The sequence below is a fragment of the Isoptericola nanjingensis genome, from assembly GCF_050311635.1.
Classification (GTDB): Bacteria; Actinomycetota; Actinomycetes; order Actinomycetales; family Cellulomonadaceae; genus Isoptericola; species Isoptericola nanjingensis.
The window spans coordinates 504173-521584 of sequence record NZ_JBNOZL010000002.1 but is presented as its reverse complement, the minus strand read 5'-3'; the positions used below and the strand labels follow the sequence as shown (position 1 = coordinate 521584).

Sequence of the window (17412 nt, the reverse complement as noted above, 5' to 3'; positions counted from 1 at the left end):
GTCAGCGCTGCCGGAGGGCGAGCAGCTCCTCCCGGTGCACGGCCTGCGCGTCCGGGTCGGGCACCGGCAGCGAGGCCAGCAGCTGCTTCGTGTAGTCCTCGCGCGGGGCGCCGAGCACCTGCTCGCCCGTACCCTCCTCGACCAGGTGCCCGCGGTAGAGCACCGCGATGCGGTCGGCCAGGAGGTCCACGACGGCGAGGTCGTGCGACACGAACAGGCAGGCGAAGCCGAGCTCCTTCTGCAGCTCGGCGAAGAGCTCCAGCACCCGCGCCTGCACCGACACGTCGAGGGCCGACGTCGGCTCGTCGGCGATGAGCAGCTCCGGGTCGAGCGCCAGGCCGCGCGCCAGCGACGCGCGCTGCCGCTGCCCGCCCGACAGCTCGTGTGGGAAGCGGTCGCCGTAGCTGCGGGGCAGCTGGACGGCCTCGAGCAGCTGGTCGACGCGGCCGCGCGCGGCCTCCGGGTTGCGCACCCGCCCGTGCACGACCAGCGGCTCCGCCACGCACTCGGCGATGGTCAGCAGCGGGTTGAACGACGTGGCCGGGTCCTGGAACACGAACCCCAGCCGCGGGCGCATCGCCTTGAGGTCACGTCCCTTGGCGCCGCGCATCTCGGTGCCGAGCACCTGCAGCGACCCGCCGCTCACGGGCGTGAGGCCGGCGATCGCGCGGGCGATCGTCGTCTTGCCCGAGCCCGACTCCCCCACCAGCCCCAGCACCTCGCCGGGGCGGATCACGAGGTCCACGCCGTCCACCGCGGTGAACGCCGGCTGCCGGAACCGCCCCGGGTACGTGATGGTCAGGCCCTCGGCCCGCACCACCGGCTCGGACGCCGCCCACCCCTCCGGGCGGGCGGCGGCGCGCTCGACGGCGCGGACGGTGCCCTCCCCGACGCGCGGCACGGCCTTGAGCAGCGCCTTCGTGTAGTCGGCCTGCGGGTCGGTGAACAGGTCGCCCACCGGCGCCTGCTCCACGACCTTGCCCTGGTACATCACGGCGACCCGGTCGGCCAGGTCCGCCACCACGCCCATGTTGTGCGTGATGAGCACGATCGCCGTGCCGGTCTCGTCGCGCAGGTGGCGCAGCAGGTCGAGGATCTCGGCCTGGACGGTGACGTCCAGCGCCGTCGTCGGCTCGTCCGCGACGATGAGGCTCGGCCCCAGCACCAGCGCCATCGCGATGACGATGCGCTGCTTCTGCCCGCCCGAGAACTGGTGCGGGTAGTGGTCGACGCGGTGCTCGGGGTCGGGGATCCCGACCGTGCCGAGCACCTCGATCGCCCGTCGCCGCGCCTCCTTCTTCGACACGTCGCCGTGCGCACGGATGCCCTCGGCGATCTGCCACCCCACCGTGTACACGGGGTTGAGCACGCTGGAGGGCTCCTGGAACACCATCGCCACGTCGCGGCCGCGCACCTGGCGCAGCTTCGACGCCGAGACCGCGACGACGTCCGTCGCCGCGCCGTCGCGCCCCGTGAGGACGACGGCGCCGCTCGTGGTCGCCGTCTCCGGCAGCAGGCCCAGGATGGTCTTGGCCGTGACGGTCTTGCCGGAGCCGGACTCGCCGACGACGGCGAGCACCTCGCCCGGCTGGACGTCGAGGCTCACGCCGGCGACGGCCCGTACCGGCCCGGCGTCCGTGGCGAACGAGACCTCGAGGTCCCTGATCGACGCGACAGCACCGTTCGGCGCGACCGCGCCGTTCGATGCGGCGGCGCTCGATGCGACGGCGCTCATGCGTCGCCTCCCTTCGGGTTCTCCTCCGAGTGCTCGGCGGACGCCGGGTTCTCCGGGTCGGAGGCGTCCGCCTCGACCGACGTCGCCGCGACCGCCCCCGCCACCTGGCCGGAGCGTGCACGCGAGCGCAGGCGCGGGTCGGCCAGGTCGTTGAGCGACTCGCCCATGAGGGTCATGCCCATCGCCGCGAGGACGATGGCGAGACCCGGGAACAGCGCGGTCCACCAGATGCCGGAGGTGACGTCGGCGAGCGAGCGCTGCAGGTCGTAACCCCACTCGGCTGCCGCCGTCGGCTCGATGCCGAAGCCGAGGAACCCCAGGCCGGCGAGCGTGAGGATCGCCTCCGACGCGTTCAGCGTGACGATGAGCGGCAGCGTGCGCGTGGAGTTGCGCAGCACGTGGCGGGTCATGATGCGCCAGTGCCCGGTACCGAGCACGCGCGCCGAGTCGACGAACGCCTCCGCCTTGATCCGCACCACCTCGGCGCGCACCACCCGGAAGTACTGCGGCACGAACACCACGGTGATCGACAGCGCGGCGGCGAGGATGCCGCCCCACATGCTCGACTGCCCGCCCGAGATGACGATGGCGAGCAGGATCGCGAGCAGCAGGGACGGGAACGCGTAGATCGCGTCCGCGATCACCACGAGCACCCGGTCGAGCCAGCCGCCGAAGTAGCCCGACACCAGGCCGAGCAGCACGCCCACGACGATCGACGCCGCGACCGCGACGATCACGACGAGCAGGGACGTCTGCGCGCCCCACACCACGCGGGACAGGACGTCGTAGCCGCCGACGGTGGTGCCGAACCAGTGCTCCGCCGACGGTGGCTGCTGGGCACCGAACGCGACGCCGTCCCCGCTGCGCAGCTGCGACCAGCCGTACGGCGCCAGGAGCGGCGCGAAGACCGCGACCAGCACGAACACCGTCGTCAGGACGAGGCCCGCGATGAGCATGCCCCGCTGGAGCCCGACGCTCTGGCGCACCTGGTGCACCACCGGCAGCTTCTTGAACCAGGCACCGCGTCCGGCGACGTGCTCGGGGGCTGCGCCGGCCGTGCCGACGCTCGTGATCTCTCCGCTGGTCATCAGTACCTCACCCTCGGGTCGATCAGGGCGGCGAGGACGTCCACGAGGAAGTTCGTCACCGCCACGACCACGGCCATCAGCACGACGATCCCCTGCACGGCGACGAAGTCGCGCGCCTGCAGGTACTCCGACAGCTGGAAGCCGAGGCCGCGCCACTCGAACGTGGTCTCGGTGAGCACGGCGCCCACGAGCAGCATCGCGACCTGCATGCCGGCCACGGTGATGATCGGGATGAGCGCCGGGCGCCACGCGTGCTTGCGCACGAGGCGGCTCTCCTTGACGCCCCGCGAGCGGGCCGCGTCGACGTAGCCGGTACCGAGGGTGCCGATCATGTTGGTGCGCACGAGGCGCAGGAACACGCCGGCCGTGAGCAGGCCGAGCGCGATCGCCGGCAGCGCGGCGTGCGACAGCACGTCGAGCACGACCGCGGGGTCGCCCGTCTTGAACGCGTCGATCAGCATGAACCCGGAGTCGGCGCCGGCGAGCTGCATCGCGATCTCCCCGTCGGTGGACACGCGGCCCGCCACCGGGAACCAGCCCAGCCAGACGGAGAACACCAGCTTGAGGATGAGGCCGGCGAAGAACACCGGCGTCGCGTACGCGAGGATCGCGAGGATGCGGAGCACCGCATCGGGCAGACGGTCGCGGAAGTAACCGCTGACCATGCCGAACGGGACGCCCAGCACGAGAGCCACGAGGATCGCGTACGACGCGAGCTCCAGCGTCGCCGTCCCGTAGGTGGTGAGCACCTCGGTGACCGGCCGGTTGTCGCTGATCGTGGTGCCGAAGTCGCCGGAGAAGATCCCGGTGAGGTACTCCCAGTACTGGACGACGATGGGTCGGTCGTAGCCGGCCGCATGGATCAGCTCGGCGAGTTGGTCGGGCGGAAGCTTGCCGCCCAGCGCGGCGGTGATGGGGTCACCGGTCGCGCGCATGAGCACGAAGACGGTGGTGACCAGGATGAACACGGTGGGGATGATGAGCAGGAAGCGCACCAGGACGTAGCGTCCCAGTGCGCTCCCTGCCGTGCTACGTGCAGACACGAGAAGTGCTCAGTCCGTCTCTCAGCCCTTGGCCAGCGCGGCGTAGCGGACCTTGAACGACGCGTCGAGGGTGTCCTCGACGCCCGTGACGTCGGCGCCGGTGACCGCGACCTGCGCACCCTGCAGGTACGGGACGGTCGACAGGTCCTTGGCCTCGGCCTCCTGGATCTGGCCCAGGAGCTCGGTGCGCTTCGCCTCGTCGGCCGTGACGGCCTGCTCGAGGATCATGTCCTCCACGTCCTGGTTCACGTAGTGGTTGCCCAGGAAGTTCTCCTTGAGGAAGAACGGCGTGAGGTAGTTGTCCGCGTCCGAGTAGTCCGGGAACCAGCCGAGCTGGTAGGCCGGGTAGACGTCGGACGTGCGGTCCTTGGAGTACTGCACCCACTCGGTGGTCTGCAGGTTGACGGTGAACAGGCCGTCCGCCTCGAGCTGGTCCTTGATGAGCGCGTACTCGTCGCCCGACGACGGGCCGTAGTGGTCGTTCGAGTACTGCAGGTTCAGCTCGACCGGGGTGGTGACCCCGGCGTCGTCGAGGCGCTTCTTCGCCGCGTCGGCGTCGGCGCCGCCCTGGCCGTCGCCGTACATCTCCTTGAGCGGCTCCGTGGCGCCGGTGAGGCCGTCCGGGACGAAGGAGTACAGCGGGGTGTAGGTGCCCTTGTAGACCTGGTCGGCCAGGGCCTCGCGGTCGATGAGGTCGGCGACGGCCTGGCGGACCGCGGTCGCCTTCTTCGGGTCGGCGTCCGGCTGCTTCTCGCCGTAGGGCTGGGTGTTGAAGTTGAACGTGATGTAGCGGATCTCGCCGCCGGGCCCGTCGACGACCTTCACCGCGTCGTCGCCGCGCAGGTCCTCGATGTCCGTGGGCGACAGCGACCGGAGGGCGACGTCCACCGAGCCGTCCTGCACCTCGAGCTTGAGGTTGGAGGCGTCCGTGAAGTACTTGGCGGCGACCTTCGGCGTCTTGGCCGCGCCGAGGATGCCCTGGTAGCCGTCGTACGCCTCGTAGCTGATGAGCTCGTTGGCCTTGTAGCTCGTGATCGAGTACTGGCCGGCAAACGCCTTGCCGTCGACGATCTCCTGGTCCGGCGTCACGGCGTCGGCCGAGAAGACGTCCTCGTCCACGATGGGGCCCACAGGGGACGACAGGATCTGCGGGAAGATCTGGTCGTCCGCGCTCTTGAGCTTGAAGACGACGGTCGTGTCGTCCGGCGTCTCCACCGAGTCGAGGTTGTACAGCAGCGACGACGGGCCGTTCTCGTCCGCGATCGCGAGCTGGCGGTCGAAGGTGAACTTGACGTCGGAGGACGTGAGGTCGTTGCCGTTGGCCCACTTCAGGCCCGGCTTGAGCTTGACCGTGTACTCCTTGGGCGACGTGAACTCCGCCGACTCCGCGATGTCCGGCTCCACGTCGGGGCTGCCGTACGGGGTGTTCAGGAGGAACGGGTAGATCTGGTTCATCACCGCGAACGACCCGTTGTCGTACGACCCGGCCGGGTCGAGCGACGTGATCTTGTCCGTGGTGCCGACGACCAGCGACTCGGCGCTGCCTCCGCCGCCGCTCCCGCCGTCGCCGGAACCCCCGCCGCACGCGGTCAGCACCAGCGCGAGCGCTGCCGTTCCTGCGGCGCCGGCGAGCAGCCGTCGCGAGCCTCTGATGGCACTCATGGTCGTGGTCCCCTTCGTCCAGGCCGGCCGCGGCGGGTGGCCGCGGACTCGTCACGATGCGGGTTTCTAGCACACCGGTGTGTCGCTCCCGTCACGGGTGTGGGTCACACCCGGGGGCAGGTTCGCATCGTGGTCCGGGAACCTACCACCGCTCTCTACCTCGTGTCACAGGCCGTGAGGCCCGGCAACACCTAGACTTTCCGGCATGTCCGGAGCGAGCACCGCGGGTCCTGCCCAGGATCCTCCGCACCGGAGCCCCGCGGGCGACGCGGCGACACCGACCGGCCCGCTGCGCGCCCTGCTCGGCGGCGACACCTCCGACCAGGGCACGCCGACCGACCTGGTGCGCGTCGTCGACACCCCCGAGGCCCGGGTGCGGCACCCGTCCGACATGCTCGGCATGGTGGTCAGCGCGCTGGGCGTGGCCCTGGTGCTGGTGCTGTCGGTCGTCGCGCACGCCACCACCGAGGGCGTCACCCAGGACGTGCGGACGTTCAGCTCCCTGCTGGCGCGCATCCTGTTCATCCCGGTCGCGCTCCTCGAGGGCCTCATCACCCTGTTCGTGCCCGCGGCCGTGCTGATCGAGCTGGGCTGGCGCCGGCTGGGCCGCCAGGTGGTGGAGTCCATCTGCGCGGCCGCGCTCGGGCTCATGCTCGGCGTCGTCACGGCCCTGACCATCTCCCGCTTCGGCAGCGACGAGCTGGTGCGCGGGCTGTCGGTGTTCACCGACGGCGCGTGGCAGCTCACCATCCCCGGGTACGTGGCGGCGATCGCCGGCCTGCTCACCACGGCGGGGCCGCGCACACGCCGGCGCACGGTGCGCTGGTCGTGGAACGTGCTGTACCTGGCCCTGTTCATCGTGCTCATCACGGGGCAGGTGTCGCTGCCGGGCGTGCTCGTCGCCCTGCTGCTCGGCCGCCTCGCCGGGCAGGCGGTGCAGTACGTGTCCGGCGTGCGCAGCGAGCGCGCCTACGGCGCCGACCTCGTGGGCGCGGTGCGGCGGGCCGGGTTCCACCCCACGGCGCTGGTGCGGGTGCGCGACGTCTCCGCCGTCGTCGACGACGCCGAGGCGCACGCCGACGGGCCTCCCGCCGTGCCGGAGGACCCGGTGGCCTCCTACGACGCCGACGGCGACGTCGTGGACGCCCCGGAGGACGAGGAACACACGCTCCCGCCGGACCCCACGACCGCGGACGCGGCGGCCGTGGCCCTCACCCGCTCCGGCGACAACCGGGTGTACGCGCTGTTCACCGGCGACGGCGAGCCCCGCCGCGACGTCGTCGTGCTGGACGGCGACCGCCAGGTGCTGACCACGGTGCAGCGGCTGTGGCGCGCCCTGCGGCTGCGCGGCCTGGAGGGCCGCGCCGCGATCTCGCTGCGCGCCGCGGCCGAGCGCACCGCCCTGCTCGCGTACGCCGCGCAGGCGGCCGGCGTGCGCACCCCTCGGCTGGAGGGCATCGGCGTCGCCGCCGACTCCGTGGTGCTGGTGCAGGAGCACGCCCGCGGCGCCGTCTCCCTGCGCGACCTCGAGCCCGACGACCTCGACGGGCCGCGCGGCGACGCCGTGCTCGCCCAGGCGTGGGAGCAGCTGCGGCGCGCGCACGACGCCGGTCTGACCCACCACGCCCTGACGCCCGACGTCGTGCTGGTGCACCGGGACCTCTCCGGCGCGCCGCACGTGTGGCTCACCGGCTGGGAGCAGGGCGAGATCGCGTCGGGCACCCTGTCGCGACGCCTGGACCTCACGCAGATGCTCGCGCTGCTGGCCCTGCAGGTCGGGGCGCGTCGCGCGCTCGCCTCCGCGGTGCGCGCCCTGCCCGACGAGGACATCGCCGCCATCGGGCCGCTGCTGCAGTCCATCGCGCTGCCCAGCCCGACGCGCGAGGAGGTGCGGCGCACGAAGGGCCTGCTGGACGAGCTGCGCGAGGCGCTCGTCGAGCGGCTGCCGCAGGCGGACGTGCAGCCGCAGAACATCACCCGCTTCGGCGCCCGCACGGTCATCACGCTCGCGCTGACCATCGTCGCCGTCACGGTGATCGTCACGACCCTGAACTTCGAGGAGATCGCCTCCGCGATCACCGAGGCGAATCCCTGGTGGGTCGCGGCGTCGTTCCTGCTCGGGGCCCTCACCTGGTTCGGCGCGGCCCTGACGTTCAGCGCCTTCTCGCCGGAGAAGCTGCCGCTGTGGCGCGCCACGCTGACGCAGATGGCCGGCTCGTTCGTCGCGCTCGCCGCCCCCGCCGGCATCGGGCCCGCGGCGCTCAACCTGCGCATGCTCACCCGCCGCGGCGTGTCGACTCCGATGGCGGTCGCGACGGTCGCGCTGGTGCAGCTGTCGCAGTTCGTCGTCACGGTGCTGCTGCTCGTGGTGCTGTCGGTGTCCACCCAGTCCGGCGGCCTCATCGACCTGCCCTCCACGACCGTGCTGCTGGCGATCGCGGGCGTCGCGATCGCCGTCGTCGCGATCCTCCTGGTGCCGTCCGTCCGCCGGTGGGCGTGGGAGAAGGCGCGCCCGACGCTCGAGCAGGTCTGGCCCCGGCTGTCGGCCATGCTGGGCCAGCCCACCCGCCTCGCGCTGGGCCTCGGCGGCAACGTCATCATGACGCTCGGGTACGTGCTGGCGTTCGACTTCGCCCTCGCCGCGTTCGGGCAGTCGCTCAACCTCATCGACGTCGCGGTGATCTACCTGGTCGGCAACTCCGTGGGCGCGATGGTGCCCACGCCCGGCGGCCTGGGCGGCGTCGAGGGCGCGCTCATCGCCGGGCTCACCGCCGCCGGCATCCCGGCGTCGCTCGCCGTCACCGTGACCATGCTCTACCGCGTCGTCACGTACTGGGCCCGCGTGCCGATCGGCTGGGTGGCGATGAAGCGCCTCGAGAAGACCGGCGACCTCTGACCGACCTGAGGGACCTCAGCCGGCGCACCACGCCGCGCGGTCAAGACACATGTCTCATACCGTGTCCTCGTGAACCGTGCCAGGGGGACCCTCAGCGCGCTCGCGGCGCTCACGATCGCCGCGCTCTCCTCTGTCGCGGCGCCCACGGCGGCCACCGCGGCGACGACCGCCGGCTGGGCGGGGTGGGAGCCGCTCGCCGGGACCGCCGGCGACTGGTCGACGACGATGCAGCTGCCCGCGGCGGGCTTCCCCGCCGCGACCATGACCTCCAACTCGCGCGGGGGCGCCGTCGGTGTCGTCTCGGGAGCTTCGTCGTGGCTGTCCGACGCGACGCCGCCCGGTGAGGTCTTCGGCTCGAGCCGGAACCAGCCCTACGTCAACCTGCGCCCGCAGGCCGACCGCCCGACGACGCCGTCGACCACCGTCTACGCCTTCGAGCGGCCGACGCCGGCGGGCGGCTGGGCGTTCGTGCTCGGCGACATCGACGCCGACTGGGTGCGCGTCTCCGCCGTCGGGGCGGACGGGCAGCAGCTCACCGCCGACGAGCTCGGCTGGCAGGGCGCCTTCAACTACTGCCAGGGCGCGGGCTCGCCGTCGTGCACCGACACGGAGGTCCCCACCTGGGACCCGGCCACCCAGCAGCTCCGCGGCAACGCGACCGCGACCGACACGAACGGCGCGACCGGCTGGTTCCGGCCCACCGTGCCCGTCACGCGGCTGACGATCGGCTTCTTCCAGCGCTCCGGGTTCCCGGTGTACCAGACGTGGTTCGCGTCGTTGGCCCGCGACGTCGCGGGCAGCGTCACCACGGACGACGGCGCCACGCTCGGGGGCGCGACCCTCACGCTGTTCGGCCCCGACGGGACGACCCTCGCCACCACCACGTCCGCGGCCGACGGCACGTACGCCTTCGAGGGCTACACCGCCGCCCCCGGCTACCGGGTGGAGCTGACCGAGCTGCCCGGCCCGTCGGACGCGCACCCGTTCGGGCTCGTCGCGGTGGGGCCGACGGTCGTCGACGACGTCGACCTCTCCGACACCGACGGCGTCGCCGACTTCATGGCCCGCGACATCCGGCCCGTCGCCGTCAGCGGGACGGTGCTCGACGACGACGGCAACCCCGTGCCCGGCGCCACCGTGACGCTCACGCCGGTGGGCGGCGGCGACCCGATCACGGCCGTGACGAGCTCCCGCGGCGAGTACCTCGTGGACGACGTCGCGTGGGACGTGGCGAACGGCCGACCGCAGGAGTACGAGGTCTCGCTCGGCGACCTGCCCGAGGGGTACACCGTCACGGGCACCCCGCCGAACCTCGTCGTCGACGTCGGGCAGGAGGGAGCCAGCACCGGCAACGACTTCACGGTGCAGGGGCCCGCCGCCGTGTCCGGCACCGTGACCGCGGGCGGGGAGCCCGTGGCGGGCGTCGTCGTGACGCTCGGCGACCGCAGCACGACCACCGGCGCGGACGGCACCTACGCGTTCGAGGGCGTCCTGCCGGGTGACGTCCCCGTGACCGTGGAGGCGCCGGACGGGTACACCGTCGACGGCCCCGCCACGCGGGACGTCGGTGTGGGCGCCGACGACGTGACGGGTGTCGACTTCGCGCTCGCCCGGCCGGGCACGGTCGGCGGCACGGTGACCGACGACGCGGGCGACCCGGTGCCGGGCGCCACGATCACGGTCGGCGGCCCCGGCGGACCCGTCACCCTGACGACGGACGGCGCGGGCGGCTACTTCGTCGACGGGCTCGCCCCCGGCGACTGGACCGTCACCCTCACCGTGCCCGACGGGTACACGGCCGACGTGACCGAGCGGTCCGTCTCGGTCACGGCCGCGGGCGAGAGCTTCCTCGCGGAGGACTTCGCCGTCGTCGCCGAGCCCGTGGAGCCGCCCGGGCGCCCCGTGGGCGGCACGGTGACCGACACCGACGGCGCCCCCGTGCCGGGGGCCGAGGTCGTGGTGACCGGCGCGGACGGCGCGGAGGCGGCCACCGTCACCACGGCCGACGACGGCACCTGGACTGCCGACCTTCCGGACGGCGCGTACACGGCCACCGTCACGCCGCCCGACGGCTACGTCGTCGAGGGCGACCCGACGCTGGGGTTCGAGGTCGACGGCGCGGAGGTGGCCGGCCTCGACTTCGTGCTCGCCGCCGAGGACGTCGCGCCGGCGCCGAGCCCCTCGCCGGACCCGACCGCGAGCGCCACCTCGCCGACCCCGCCGACGACGCCGACATCGCCGGGCGCCCCGGGGGCCCCGGGCGACGGGCCGACCACGCCGGGCGGCGGGGGCCTGCCCGTCACCGGCGCCGAGGTGGCAGGGGCCGCGCTGGGCGCGCTGCTGCTGGTCACCGCGGGCGGGCTGCTGCTGCGGGCGTCGCGCCGGCGGGGAGCGGCGGCCGAGAGCTGACGTCGGTCCGGGGGGACGGCGTCGCCGCTCACCGCCTGGCCGTGGGGCAGCCGGCGGTCAGGCGGTGAGCATCCCCGTGGCGGAGCGCACCAGCTCCTCGGTGAGGACGTCGAGGGGCGGCAGGTCCAGGTCGTCCCGCTCGTCGTCGGCCTCCCACGCGGCGACCGCGGCGACCACCGCGCGCGAGACGATCGCGACCCGCAGACCGGCCAGCGGCTCGACCCCGTCGCACGCCACGGCGCGCATCATGTCCTGCAGGTCGAGGGTCGTGACCACCGGCACCGCGATCCCCTCGTAGCGCTTCACGTCACGCCGCACCCAGTCCATGAAGACCAGCGGCCGGTCCTGCAGCACGGCCTGCGTGTAGCGGGCCCAGGAGCTGGGGCGCAGCCCCTCGACCGCCGTCACGAACGGCACCACGTACGCGCGCACCAACGCCTCCGGGTCGCGCTCCCGCCCCGCGGCCACCAGCTCGGCGACCAGGCGCGCACGGTGCTCGTTGATCGGTCTGCTCCGCCAGTGGTACAGCGCGTCGAGCATCGTCTGTCGGGACCCGAAGTAGTACGTCACGGCCGAGTTGTTGCGGTGCCCCGCCTCCCGGACGATCGCCCGCGAGCTCGCGCCCTCGAGCCCCGACCGCGCCACGAGCCGCTCCGCGGCGGCCAGCAGCGCGAGCTGCGACGCGTTCGGATGGAGAACGTTCTTCAGGTCGTCGGGACGCATCCCCCGGAGCGTAGCCACGCCCGCCCGGTGGACGCGATCTCCGGCCGGCGCCGACCGGGATCCGGACGCCCTGACGGTCGCTCGGGACGGTCGCACAGGACGGTCGCGCACCCGTCCGCCCCGCGTGGCATGCTCCTGGAGGGCCCGGGCCGGACGCGCCGGTCGTCGCGCCCGGGGAGGCGCGATGACCGTGACGGACCTACCCGCGCCGTCGTGCGCCGTCGGCCCCGAGGGCGCCGACGGGCCGGGCGCGAGCGCGGCGTCGGCCGCCGCCGAGGAGCTCGACCGCGTGCTCGCGGGGCTGCAGTGGCGCTTCGTGGCACGGTCCCGGCACACCCTGGCCGCCGGCGAGTGGGCCGAGCACACCTCCGGGGACGCGGCGCTCCTGCTCGTCACCGACGGCCTGGTGCGCGTGCGCGGCGTGGGCGACGTCGCCGACCTCGCGCCCGGCGACTTCCTGTTCCTGCCGCACGGCCCACGCTTCGAGGTGCACGCGCTCTCGACCGCCGCCGTGCAGTGCGTGCGGGTGGCGCCCGTGGGGGCGGACGACGGCGCGGGCGTGCTGCCCGCCGTCGTGCTCCTCACCGAGCTGCCCCAGACCGAGCCGACGGCCGCCACGATGCTGCGCTCGCTGGTCGAGGACTACCGCGCCCCGCGCAGCGTGCTGGGCGACCGGGTCGTCACCCTCGTGGCGTCGATGGCGATCAGCGCCTGGTACGCGCGAGGCTGCGCCCCCGCCCGCTGGCTGATGCAGCGCGAGGACCCGGGCCTGGCGAGCGCCGTCGCCGCGATCCACGCCGACCCCGGCCGCGAGTGGACGGTGGACGACCTGGCCCGGGTGGCGCTCGCCTCCCGGTCCGGGTTCGCCGCCCGGTTCCGCTCCGCGACGGGGCTGCCCCCCGGGCGCTACCTGGCACAGGTGCGCGTGGCGCACGCGCGCTGCCTCCTGACGGCGGGCGACCTGCCGGTCGCGACGATCGCCCGCCGTCTGGGCTACGGCTCCGACACGGCGTTCGGCCGCGCCTTTCGCCGTCATACCGGCGCGACGCCGTCCGAGTACCGCCGCGACAGCGTGCTGCGCACCAGGACCCCGCCCGCGACGGCGGCCACCGCCGCCACGAGGTAGGTCCGACCGACCCCCACGGAGTCGACGCCGAGGCCGCCCACCGCGGAGCCGAGGATGATCGCCGTCTGGAACGCGGCGACGACGAGCCCGCTGCCCGCCTCGACCTGGCCGGGCATCACGCGCGTGATCCACACCTGCACCACGTTGAGGACGCCGCCGAACGCCGCGCCCCACACGATCACCGCGGGGTACACGAGCAGCGGCAGGGCGGACGCCAGCCCGACGGCGGCGACGCCCGCGCCGATCGCCACGGGGACCGCGAGCAGCAGCACGGCGAGGTGCCGGTCGACGAGCGCCCCGATCGCGAAGTTGCCGACCAGGCCGCCCACGCCGAACAGCGCGAGCAGCACGGCGACCGTCCCGACGTCGGACCCCGGCAGCAGCGACAGCGCGGGCCGCACGTACGTGTAGCCGGCGAAGTGCCCGCCGATGACCGCGACGATGGCCACCAGGCCCACGCCGACGCCCGGCGACCGCAGCGCCCGCCCGGTCGCCGACCAGCCGATCCCCGGCGTCGGCGCCACCGGCGGCAGGGCGACGCGCATCGCGACCGCCGTCACCACCGTGATCACCGCGGCGGCCACGAACACGACCCGCCAGCCGGCCGCGGCGCTGAGGATCACGCCCAGCGGCACGCCGGCCACCGTGGCGACGGTCGTGCCGGCGTTGACCACCATCATGGCCCTGCCCACCCGGTCCGCGGGGACGAGCTGCGTCGCGATGACCAGCGACATCGACCAGTATCCGCCCAGCGCCGCGCCCAGCAGCAGCCGGGCCGCCATGAGCACGCCGAAGCTCGGCGCCAGCGCCACCAGCACGTTGGAGGCGACCGCGCCCATCGCGAGCACCACGAGCAGCGTGCGGCGGTCGGTGCGCGGGAACAGGGAACCCAGCACGAGGGCGGTGAGCAGCGCGGTGAGGGCCGTGGCACTCACGGAGAGGCCCACCACGCCCTCGGTCACCCCGAGGTCCTGCGCCACCGGGGTGAGCACCCCGGGCGGCAGGAACTCCGCCGTCACGAGGGAGAAGCTGCCCAGGAACATCGTGGCCAGCGCCAGTGCGGCGCGTCGGCGCGGGAGAGGGCCGGGCGCCCCCGGTGCCGCCGTCGTCGTGGCCGCCGCGGGAGCCGCGGTGGTGTCGATCGGGTTCGTCGTCATGCTGGTCGCAACAACGCGCGGCCGCGCCCGGGCCGACCGGGACGCCGACGGACTCGATCCAGACGCCACGCGCCGGGCGCCGCCCGCGCCCGGGTCCGGGAACGCCGGAGGCCCGCCGCTCGCAGGATGCGGGCGGCGGGCCTCCGGAGCGCTGACACGACGCGTCGTGTCAGCGAAGGATCACTTCGCGACGGCCTTCTTCAGCAGCGAGCCGGCGCTGATCTTCACACCGAAGCCGGCCGGGATCTGGATCTCCTCGCCCGTGCGCGGGTTGCGGCCGGTGCGGGCCGCGCGCTCGACGCGCTCGACCGAGAGCAGACCCGTGACCTTGACCGCCTCGCCCTTGGCGAGCGACTCCTCGAGCACCTCCTGGAAGGCGCTGAGGAACTTCTCCGCGTCCGCCTTGCTGAGCTCAGCCTTGCCGGCGATGGCCGAGACCAGCTCGGACTTGTTCAGCGACATGTGCATCCCTTCTCCGGTTCACGACGCACGCGACCCGCGCGTCGTCACGTTCGTACGCCACCCCGGCTCGCGCCGGGAGGACGGGGAACACACTAGGGAACATCCGCGGATTCCTGCGACTTTTGCGCGCGTGGCGTGCCGGACACCTCGAATCGGGAACCTTTCGAGCACGCGATCTGTCCCGGTATCTGCCGTCATGGCGGGACAGATCGCGTGCTGGCAGGGCAACCCTCAGGACGTCGGGTGGTCCGCGTCGCCGGGCGTTTCGCCCGGTTCGCGCGGTTCGCCCGTCGTGTGCGGGCCGTCACCGGCGTCGTGCGCGTCCTCGGCGGCGCGGCGGCGCCGCTGCAGCAGGACGGCGGCCGCCACGCCCACCACCGCGAGCACGGCCACGGGGAACAGCCACGCCGTCGCCCACCCCGCCTCGCCGTCGGCGTCCAGGTCCACGCCCGGCGTGCCCCCGCCGTCGTGCTCGTGCCCGGACGACGCGGTCGCGTCCCCGGACGACGTCGGGCTCGAGAGAGTGCTCGACGGCGTGGCGCTCGGGGAGGCTGTCGGCGAGGCGGTCGGCGAGGCGCTCGGGGACGGCGGCGCGGCGTCGACCGTGAACGCGAGCTCGCCCTCGATCGGGTGGCCGTCGGAGGAGACGACGCGCCACGACACGTCCCAGTCGCCGCCGGGCAGGTCGTCGGGCAGCGCGGCGACGGCCTCGTCGCCGTCGACGGTGACCTCCGCCGGGACCGTGCCGTCCGCCGTCGTGACCGCCACCTGGGCGCCCGCGGCCAGCACGTCGGCGCTGAACACGAGGGTGAGCTGCGTGGGCACCTCGTCCACGGTGGCGCCGTCGGCCGGGTCCGAGGACAGGAGCCGGTCGTGCGCGCTGGCGGGCTGCGCGACGGCGACGGCGAGCGCGGGGGTCACCGCGGCGGCGAGCAGGACGGCGAGGACGCGACGACGGCGCGCGGGTCGGGGGTGCACGGCCCGACCCTAGCGACCCGCCCGCCCGACGTGTCAGGGCCAGGTCTCGCGGGCACGGGCGGCGTTCCTACACTCGGGGGGTGGACTTCACCTCGGCCTACGCCCACGGCTTCGCCCGCGTGGCGGCCTGCACCGTCCCCGTCACCGTCGCCGACCCCCGCGCGAACGCCGCCGCGATCCTCGCCGAGGCGCGCGCGTGCCACGACGACGGCGTCGCGGTCGCCGTCTTCCCCGAGCTGTGCGTCTCGGGGTACGCGATCGACGACCTGCACCTCGCGGACACGCTCCTGGAGGCGACGTCGGACGCCCTCGCGGCGATCGTCGAGGCCAGCGCCGGCCTGCGGCCGCTGCTGGTCGTCGGGGCACCGCTGGAGGTCGGGAACAGGCTGCTGAACTGCGCCGTCGTCGTGCAGGGCGGCCGCGTGCTCGGCGTCGCGCCCAAGTCGTACCTGCCGAACTACCGCGAGTTCTACGAGAAGCGGTGGTTCGCCCCCGGCGACGACCGCCGAGGCACCACGGTGACGCTGCCGTTCGCGGACGGGTCCGTGCCGTTCGGCCCGGACCTGCTGTTCGCCGCCGACGACGTCGCCGGGCTCGTCGTGCACGTCGAGGTGTGCGAGGACCTGTGGGTGCCGGTGCCGCCGTCGGCGGAGGCGGCCCTGGCCGGCGCGACGGTGCTGCTCAACCTGTCCGCGAGCCCCATCACGGTCGCGCGCGCGGAGGACCGGCGGCTCATGGTCCGGTCCGCGTCGCACCGCGGGCTGGCCGCCTACGCGTACGCGGCGGCGCAGGGCGAGTCGAGCACGGACCTGTCGTGGGACGGCCAGACGATGGTCTACGAGGTGGGCGACCTGCTCGCCGAGACCGAGCGCTTCCCCGACGGCGCGCGCCGCTCCGTGGCCGACGTCGACCTCGACCGGCTGCGCCAGGAGCGGCTGCGGCAGGGGTCGTTCGACGACAACCGTCGCGCGCTCGGCGCCCGCGTCGAGGGGTTCCGCACCGTCGGGTGGACCGTCGACCCGCCGGCGGGCGACGTCGGCCTGCGGCGCAAGGTGGATCGCTTCCCGTTCGTGCCCGACGACCCGGAGCGCCTGGCGCTGGACTGCTACGAGGCGTACTCGATCCAGGTGGCCGGGCTGGAGCAGCGGCTGCGGTCGATCGGGCAGCCGAAGATCGTCATCGGCGTCTCGGGCGGCCTGGACTCGACCCACGCGCTGATCGTCGCGGCCCGCGCGATGGACCGGCTCGGCCGGCCCCGCACCGACATCCACGCGGTCACCATGCCCGGCTTCGCGACGTCGTCGGAGACGAAGGACCGCGCCACCCGGCTCGCGACGTCGCTGGGCGTGCACTTCGAGGAGCTCGACATCCGGCCGGCGGCCGAGCAGATGCTCCGCGACCTCGGCCACCCCTACGGCGCGGGCGAGAAGGTCTACGACGTCACCTTCGAGAACGTGCAGGCCGGGCTGCGCACCGACTACCTCTTCCGGCTCGCGAACCACCGCGGCGGCATCGTGCTCGGCACCGGCGACCTGTCGGAGCTCGCGCTCGGCTGGTGCACGTACGGCGTGGGCGACCAGATGTCGCACTACGCGGTGAACACCGGCGTGCCGAAGACGCTCATCCAGCACCTCATCCGCTGGGTGGCGGACTCCGGCCAGTTCGAGGCCGACACGAACGCCCTGCTCCTGGAGATCCTGGGCCAGGAGATCTCCCCCGAGCTCGTCCCGGCCGGCGAGGGCGAGGCGCCGCAGTCCACCGAGGCCGCCATCGGCCCGTACGCGCTGCAGGACTTCACCCTGTTCTGGACGCTGCGCCACGGCCTGCGGCCGTCCAAGATCGCGTTCCTCGCCTGGCACGCCTGGCGCGACCCCGACGCCGGCGAGTGGCCGCCGAACTTCCCGCACGACGAGCGGTCGGCCTACGACCTGGCGACCATCCGGAAGTGGGAGACCGTGTTCTTCCGGCGCTACTTCTCGTCGCAGTTCAAGCGGTCCGCCATCCCGAACGGCCCCAAGGTCGCCGCCGGCGGCTCGCTCTCGCCGCGCGGAGACTGGCGGATGCCGTCCGACGCGTCCGCCGCCGCCTGGCTCGCCGAGCTGGAGGAGAACGTCCCGACGACGGTCTGAGTCC

General features: G+C 73.9%; 12 protein-coding genes. 4 read left to right on the top strand and 8 right to left on the bottom strand.

What is annotated here, in order from left to right; all coding sequences use genetic code 11:
• Position 1 precedes the first annotated feature (1 nt).
• Genes ACQP6G_RS05215 through ACQP6G_RS05200 form a run of 4 tightly spaced genes read right to left on the bottom strand, consistent with a single transcriptional unit; the run spans position 2 to position 5528 of the window.
• Positions 2-1735, bottom strand: a complete 1734-nt coding sequence (locus ACQP6G_RS05215; RefSeq protein WP_429763148.1) for a dipeptide ABC transporter ATP-binding protein — start codon at positions 1733-1735, stop codon at positions 2-4.
• On the bottom strand, positions 1732-2823 hold the full coding sequence (locus ACQP6G_RS05210) for an ABC transporter permease (RefSeq protein ID WP_429763146.1): 1092 nt from the start codon (positions 2821-2823) through the stop codon (positions 1732-1734). Before ACQP6G_RS05210 ends, ACQP6G_RS05215 begins: the two co-directional genes overlap by 4 nt.
• Complete coding sequence (locus ACQP6G_RS05205) at positions 2823-3866, bottom strand: ABC transporter permease (protein ID WP_429763145.1); 1044 nt, start codon at positions 3864-3866, stop codon at positions 2823-2825. Before ACQP6G_RS05205 ends, ACQP6G_RS05210 begins: the two co-directional genes overlap by 1 nt.
• Positions 3867-3887: 21 nt before the next feature.
• Entirely contained in the window at positions 3888-5528 is a 1641-nt protein-coding gene (locus tag ACQP6G_RS05200) for an ABC transporter substrate-binding protein (RefSeq protein ID WP_429763144.1), read from the bottom strand.
• Positions 5529-5733: 205 nt separating this feature from the next.
• Here ACQP6G_RS05200 and ACQP6G_RS05195 point away from each other — a divergent pair, with 205 nt between their 5' ends.
• Positions 5734-8424, top strand: coding sequence for a flippase-like domain-containing protein (locus ACQP6G_RS05195; RefSeq protein ID WP_429763143.1), 2691 nt, complete (start codon positions 5734-5736; stop codon positions 8422-8424).
• Positions 8425-8493: 69 nt separating this feature from the next.
• Positions 8494-10833: an MSCRAMM family protein gene (locus ACQP6G_RS05190; protein WP_429763142.1), complete on the top strand. Its 2340-nt coding sequence runs from the start codon at positions 8494-8496 to the stop codon at positions 10831-10833.
• Positions 10834-10890: 57 nt separating this feature from the next.
• Here ACQP6G_RS05190 and ACQP6G_RS05185 read toward each other — a convergent pair whose 3' ends face one another.
• Positions 10891-11556 carry a TetR family transcriptional regulator gene (locus ACQP6G_RS05185; protein WP_429763141.1) on the bottom strand — a complete coding sequence of 222 codons (666 nt, stop codon included), beginning with the start codon at positions 11554-11556 and terminating at the stop codon, positions 10891-10893.
• Positions 11557-11746: 190 nt separating this feature from the next.
• Between ACQP6G_RS05185 and ACQP6G_RS05180 the strand changes: the two genes are divergently transcribed.
• Positions 11747-12682, top strand: a complete 936-nt coding sequence (locus tag ACQP6G_RS05180; protein ID WP_429763140.1) for an AraC family transcriptional regulator — start codon at positions 11747-11749, stop codon at positions 12680-12682.
• Here ACQP6G_RS05180 and ACQP6G_RS05175 read toward each other — a convergent pair.
• The 3 genes from ACQP6G_RS05175 to ACQP6G_RS05165 all read right to left on the bottom strand — a co-directional run bounded on the left by ACQP6G_RS05175 (position 12589) and on the right by ACQP6G_RS05165 (position 15279).
• Positions 12589-13839, bottom strand: a complete 1251-nt coding sequence (locus ACQP6G_RS05175; protein WP_429763138.1) for an MFS transporter — start codon at positions 13837-13839, stop codon at positions 12589-12591. The genes ACQP6G_RS05180 and ACQP6G_RS05175 overlap by 94 nt on opposite strands.
• 180 nt (positions 13840-14019) lie before the next feature.
• Positions 14020-14301 (bottom strand): HU family DNA-binding protein, encoded by a 282-nt coding sequence (locus ACQP6G_RS05170; RefSeq protein WP_429763137.1) that lies wholly within the window; start codon positions 14299-14301, stop codon positions 14020-14022.
• Positions 14302-14532: 231 nt separating this feature from the next.
• On the bottom strand, positions 14533-15279 hold the full coding sequence (locus ACQP6G_RS05165; RefSeq protein ID WP_429763136.1) for a copper resistance CopC family protein: 747 nt from the start codon (positions 15277-15279) through the stop codon (positions 14533-14535).
• Between the two features lie 80 nt (positions 15280-15359).
• Here ACQP6G_RS05165 and ACQP6G_RS05160 point away from each other — a divergent pair, with 80 nt between their 5' ends.
• Positions 15360-17408, top strand: coding sequence for an NAD(+) synthase (locus ACQP6G_RS05160; protein ID WP_429763135.1), 2049 nt, complete (start codon positions 15360-15362; stop codon positions 17406-17408).
• Positions 17409-17412: the final 4 nt, after the last annotated feature.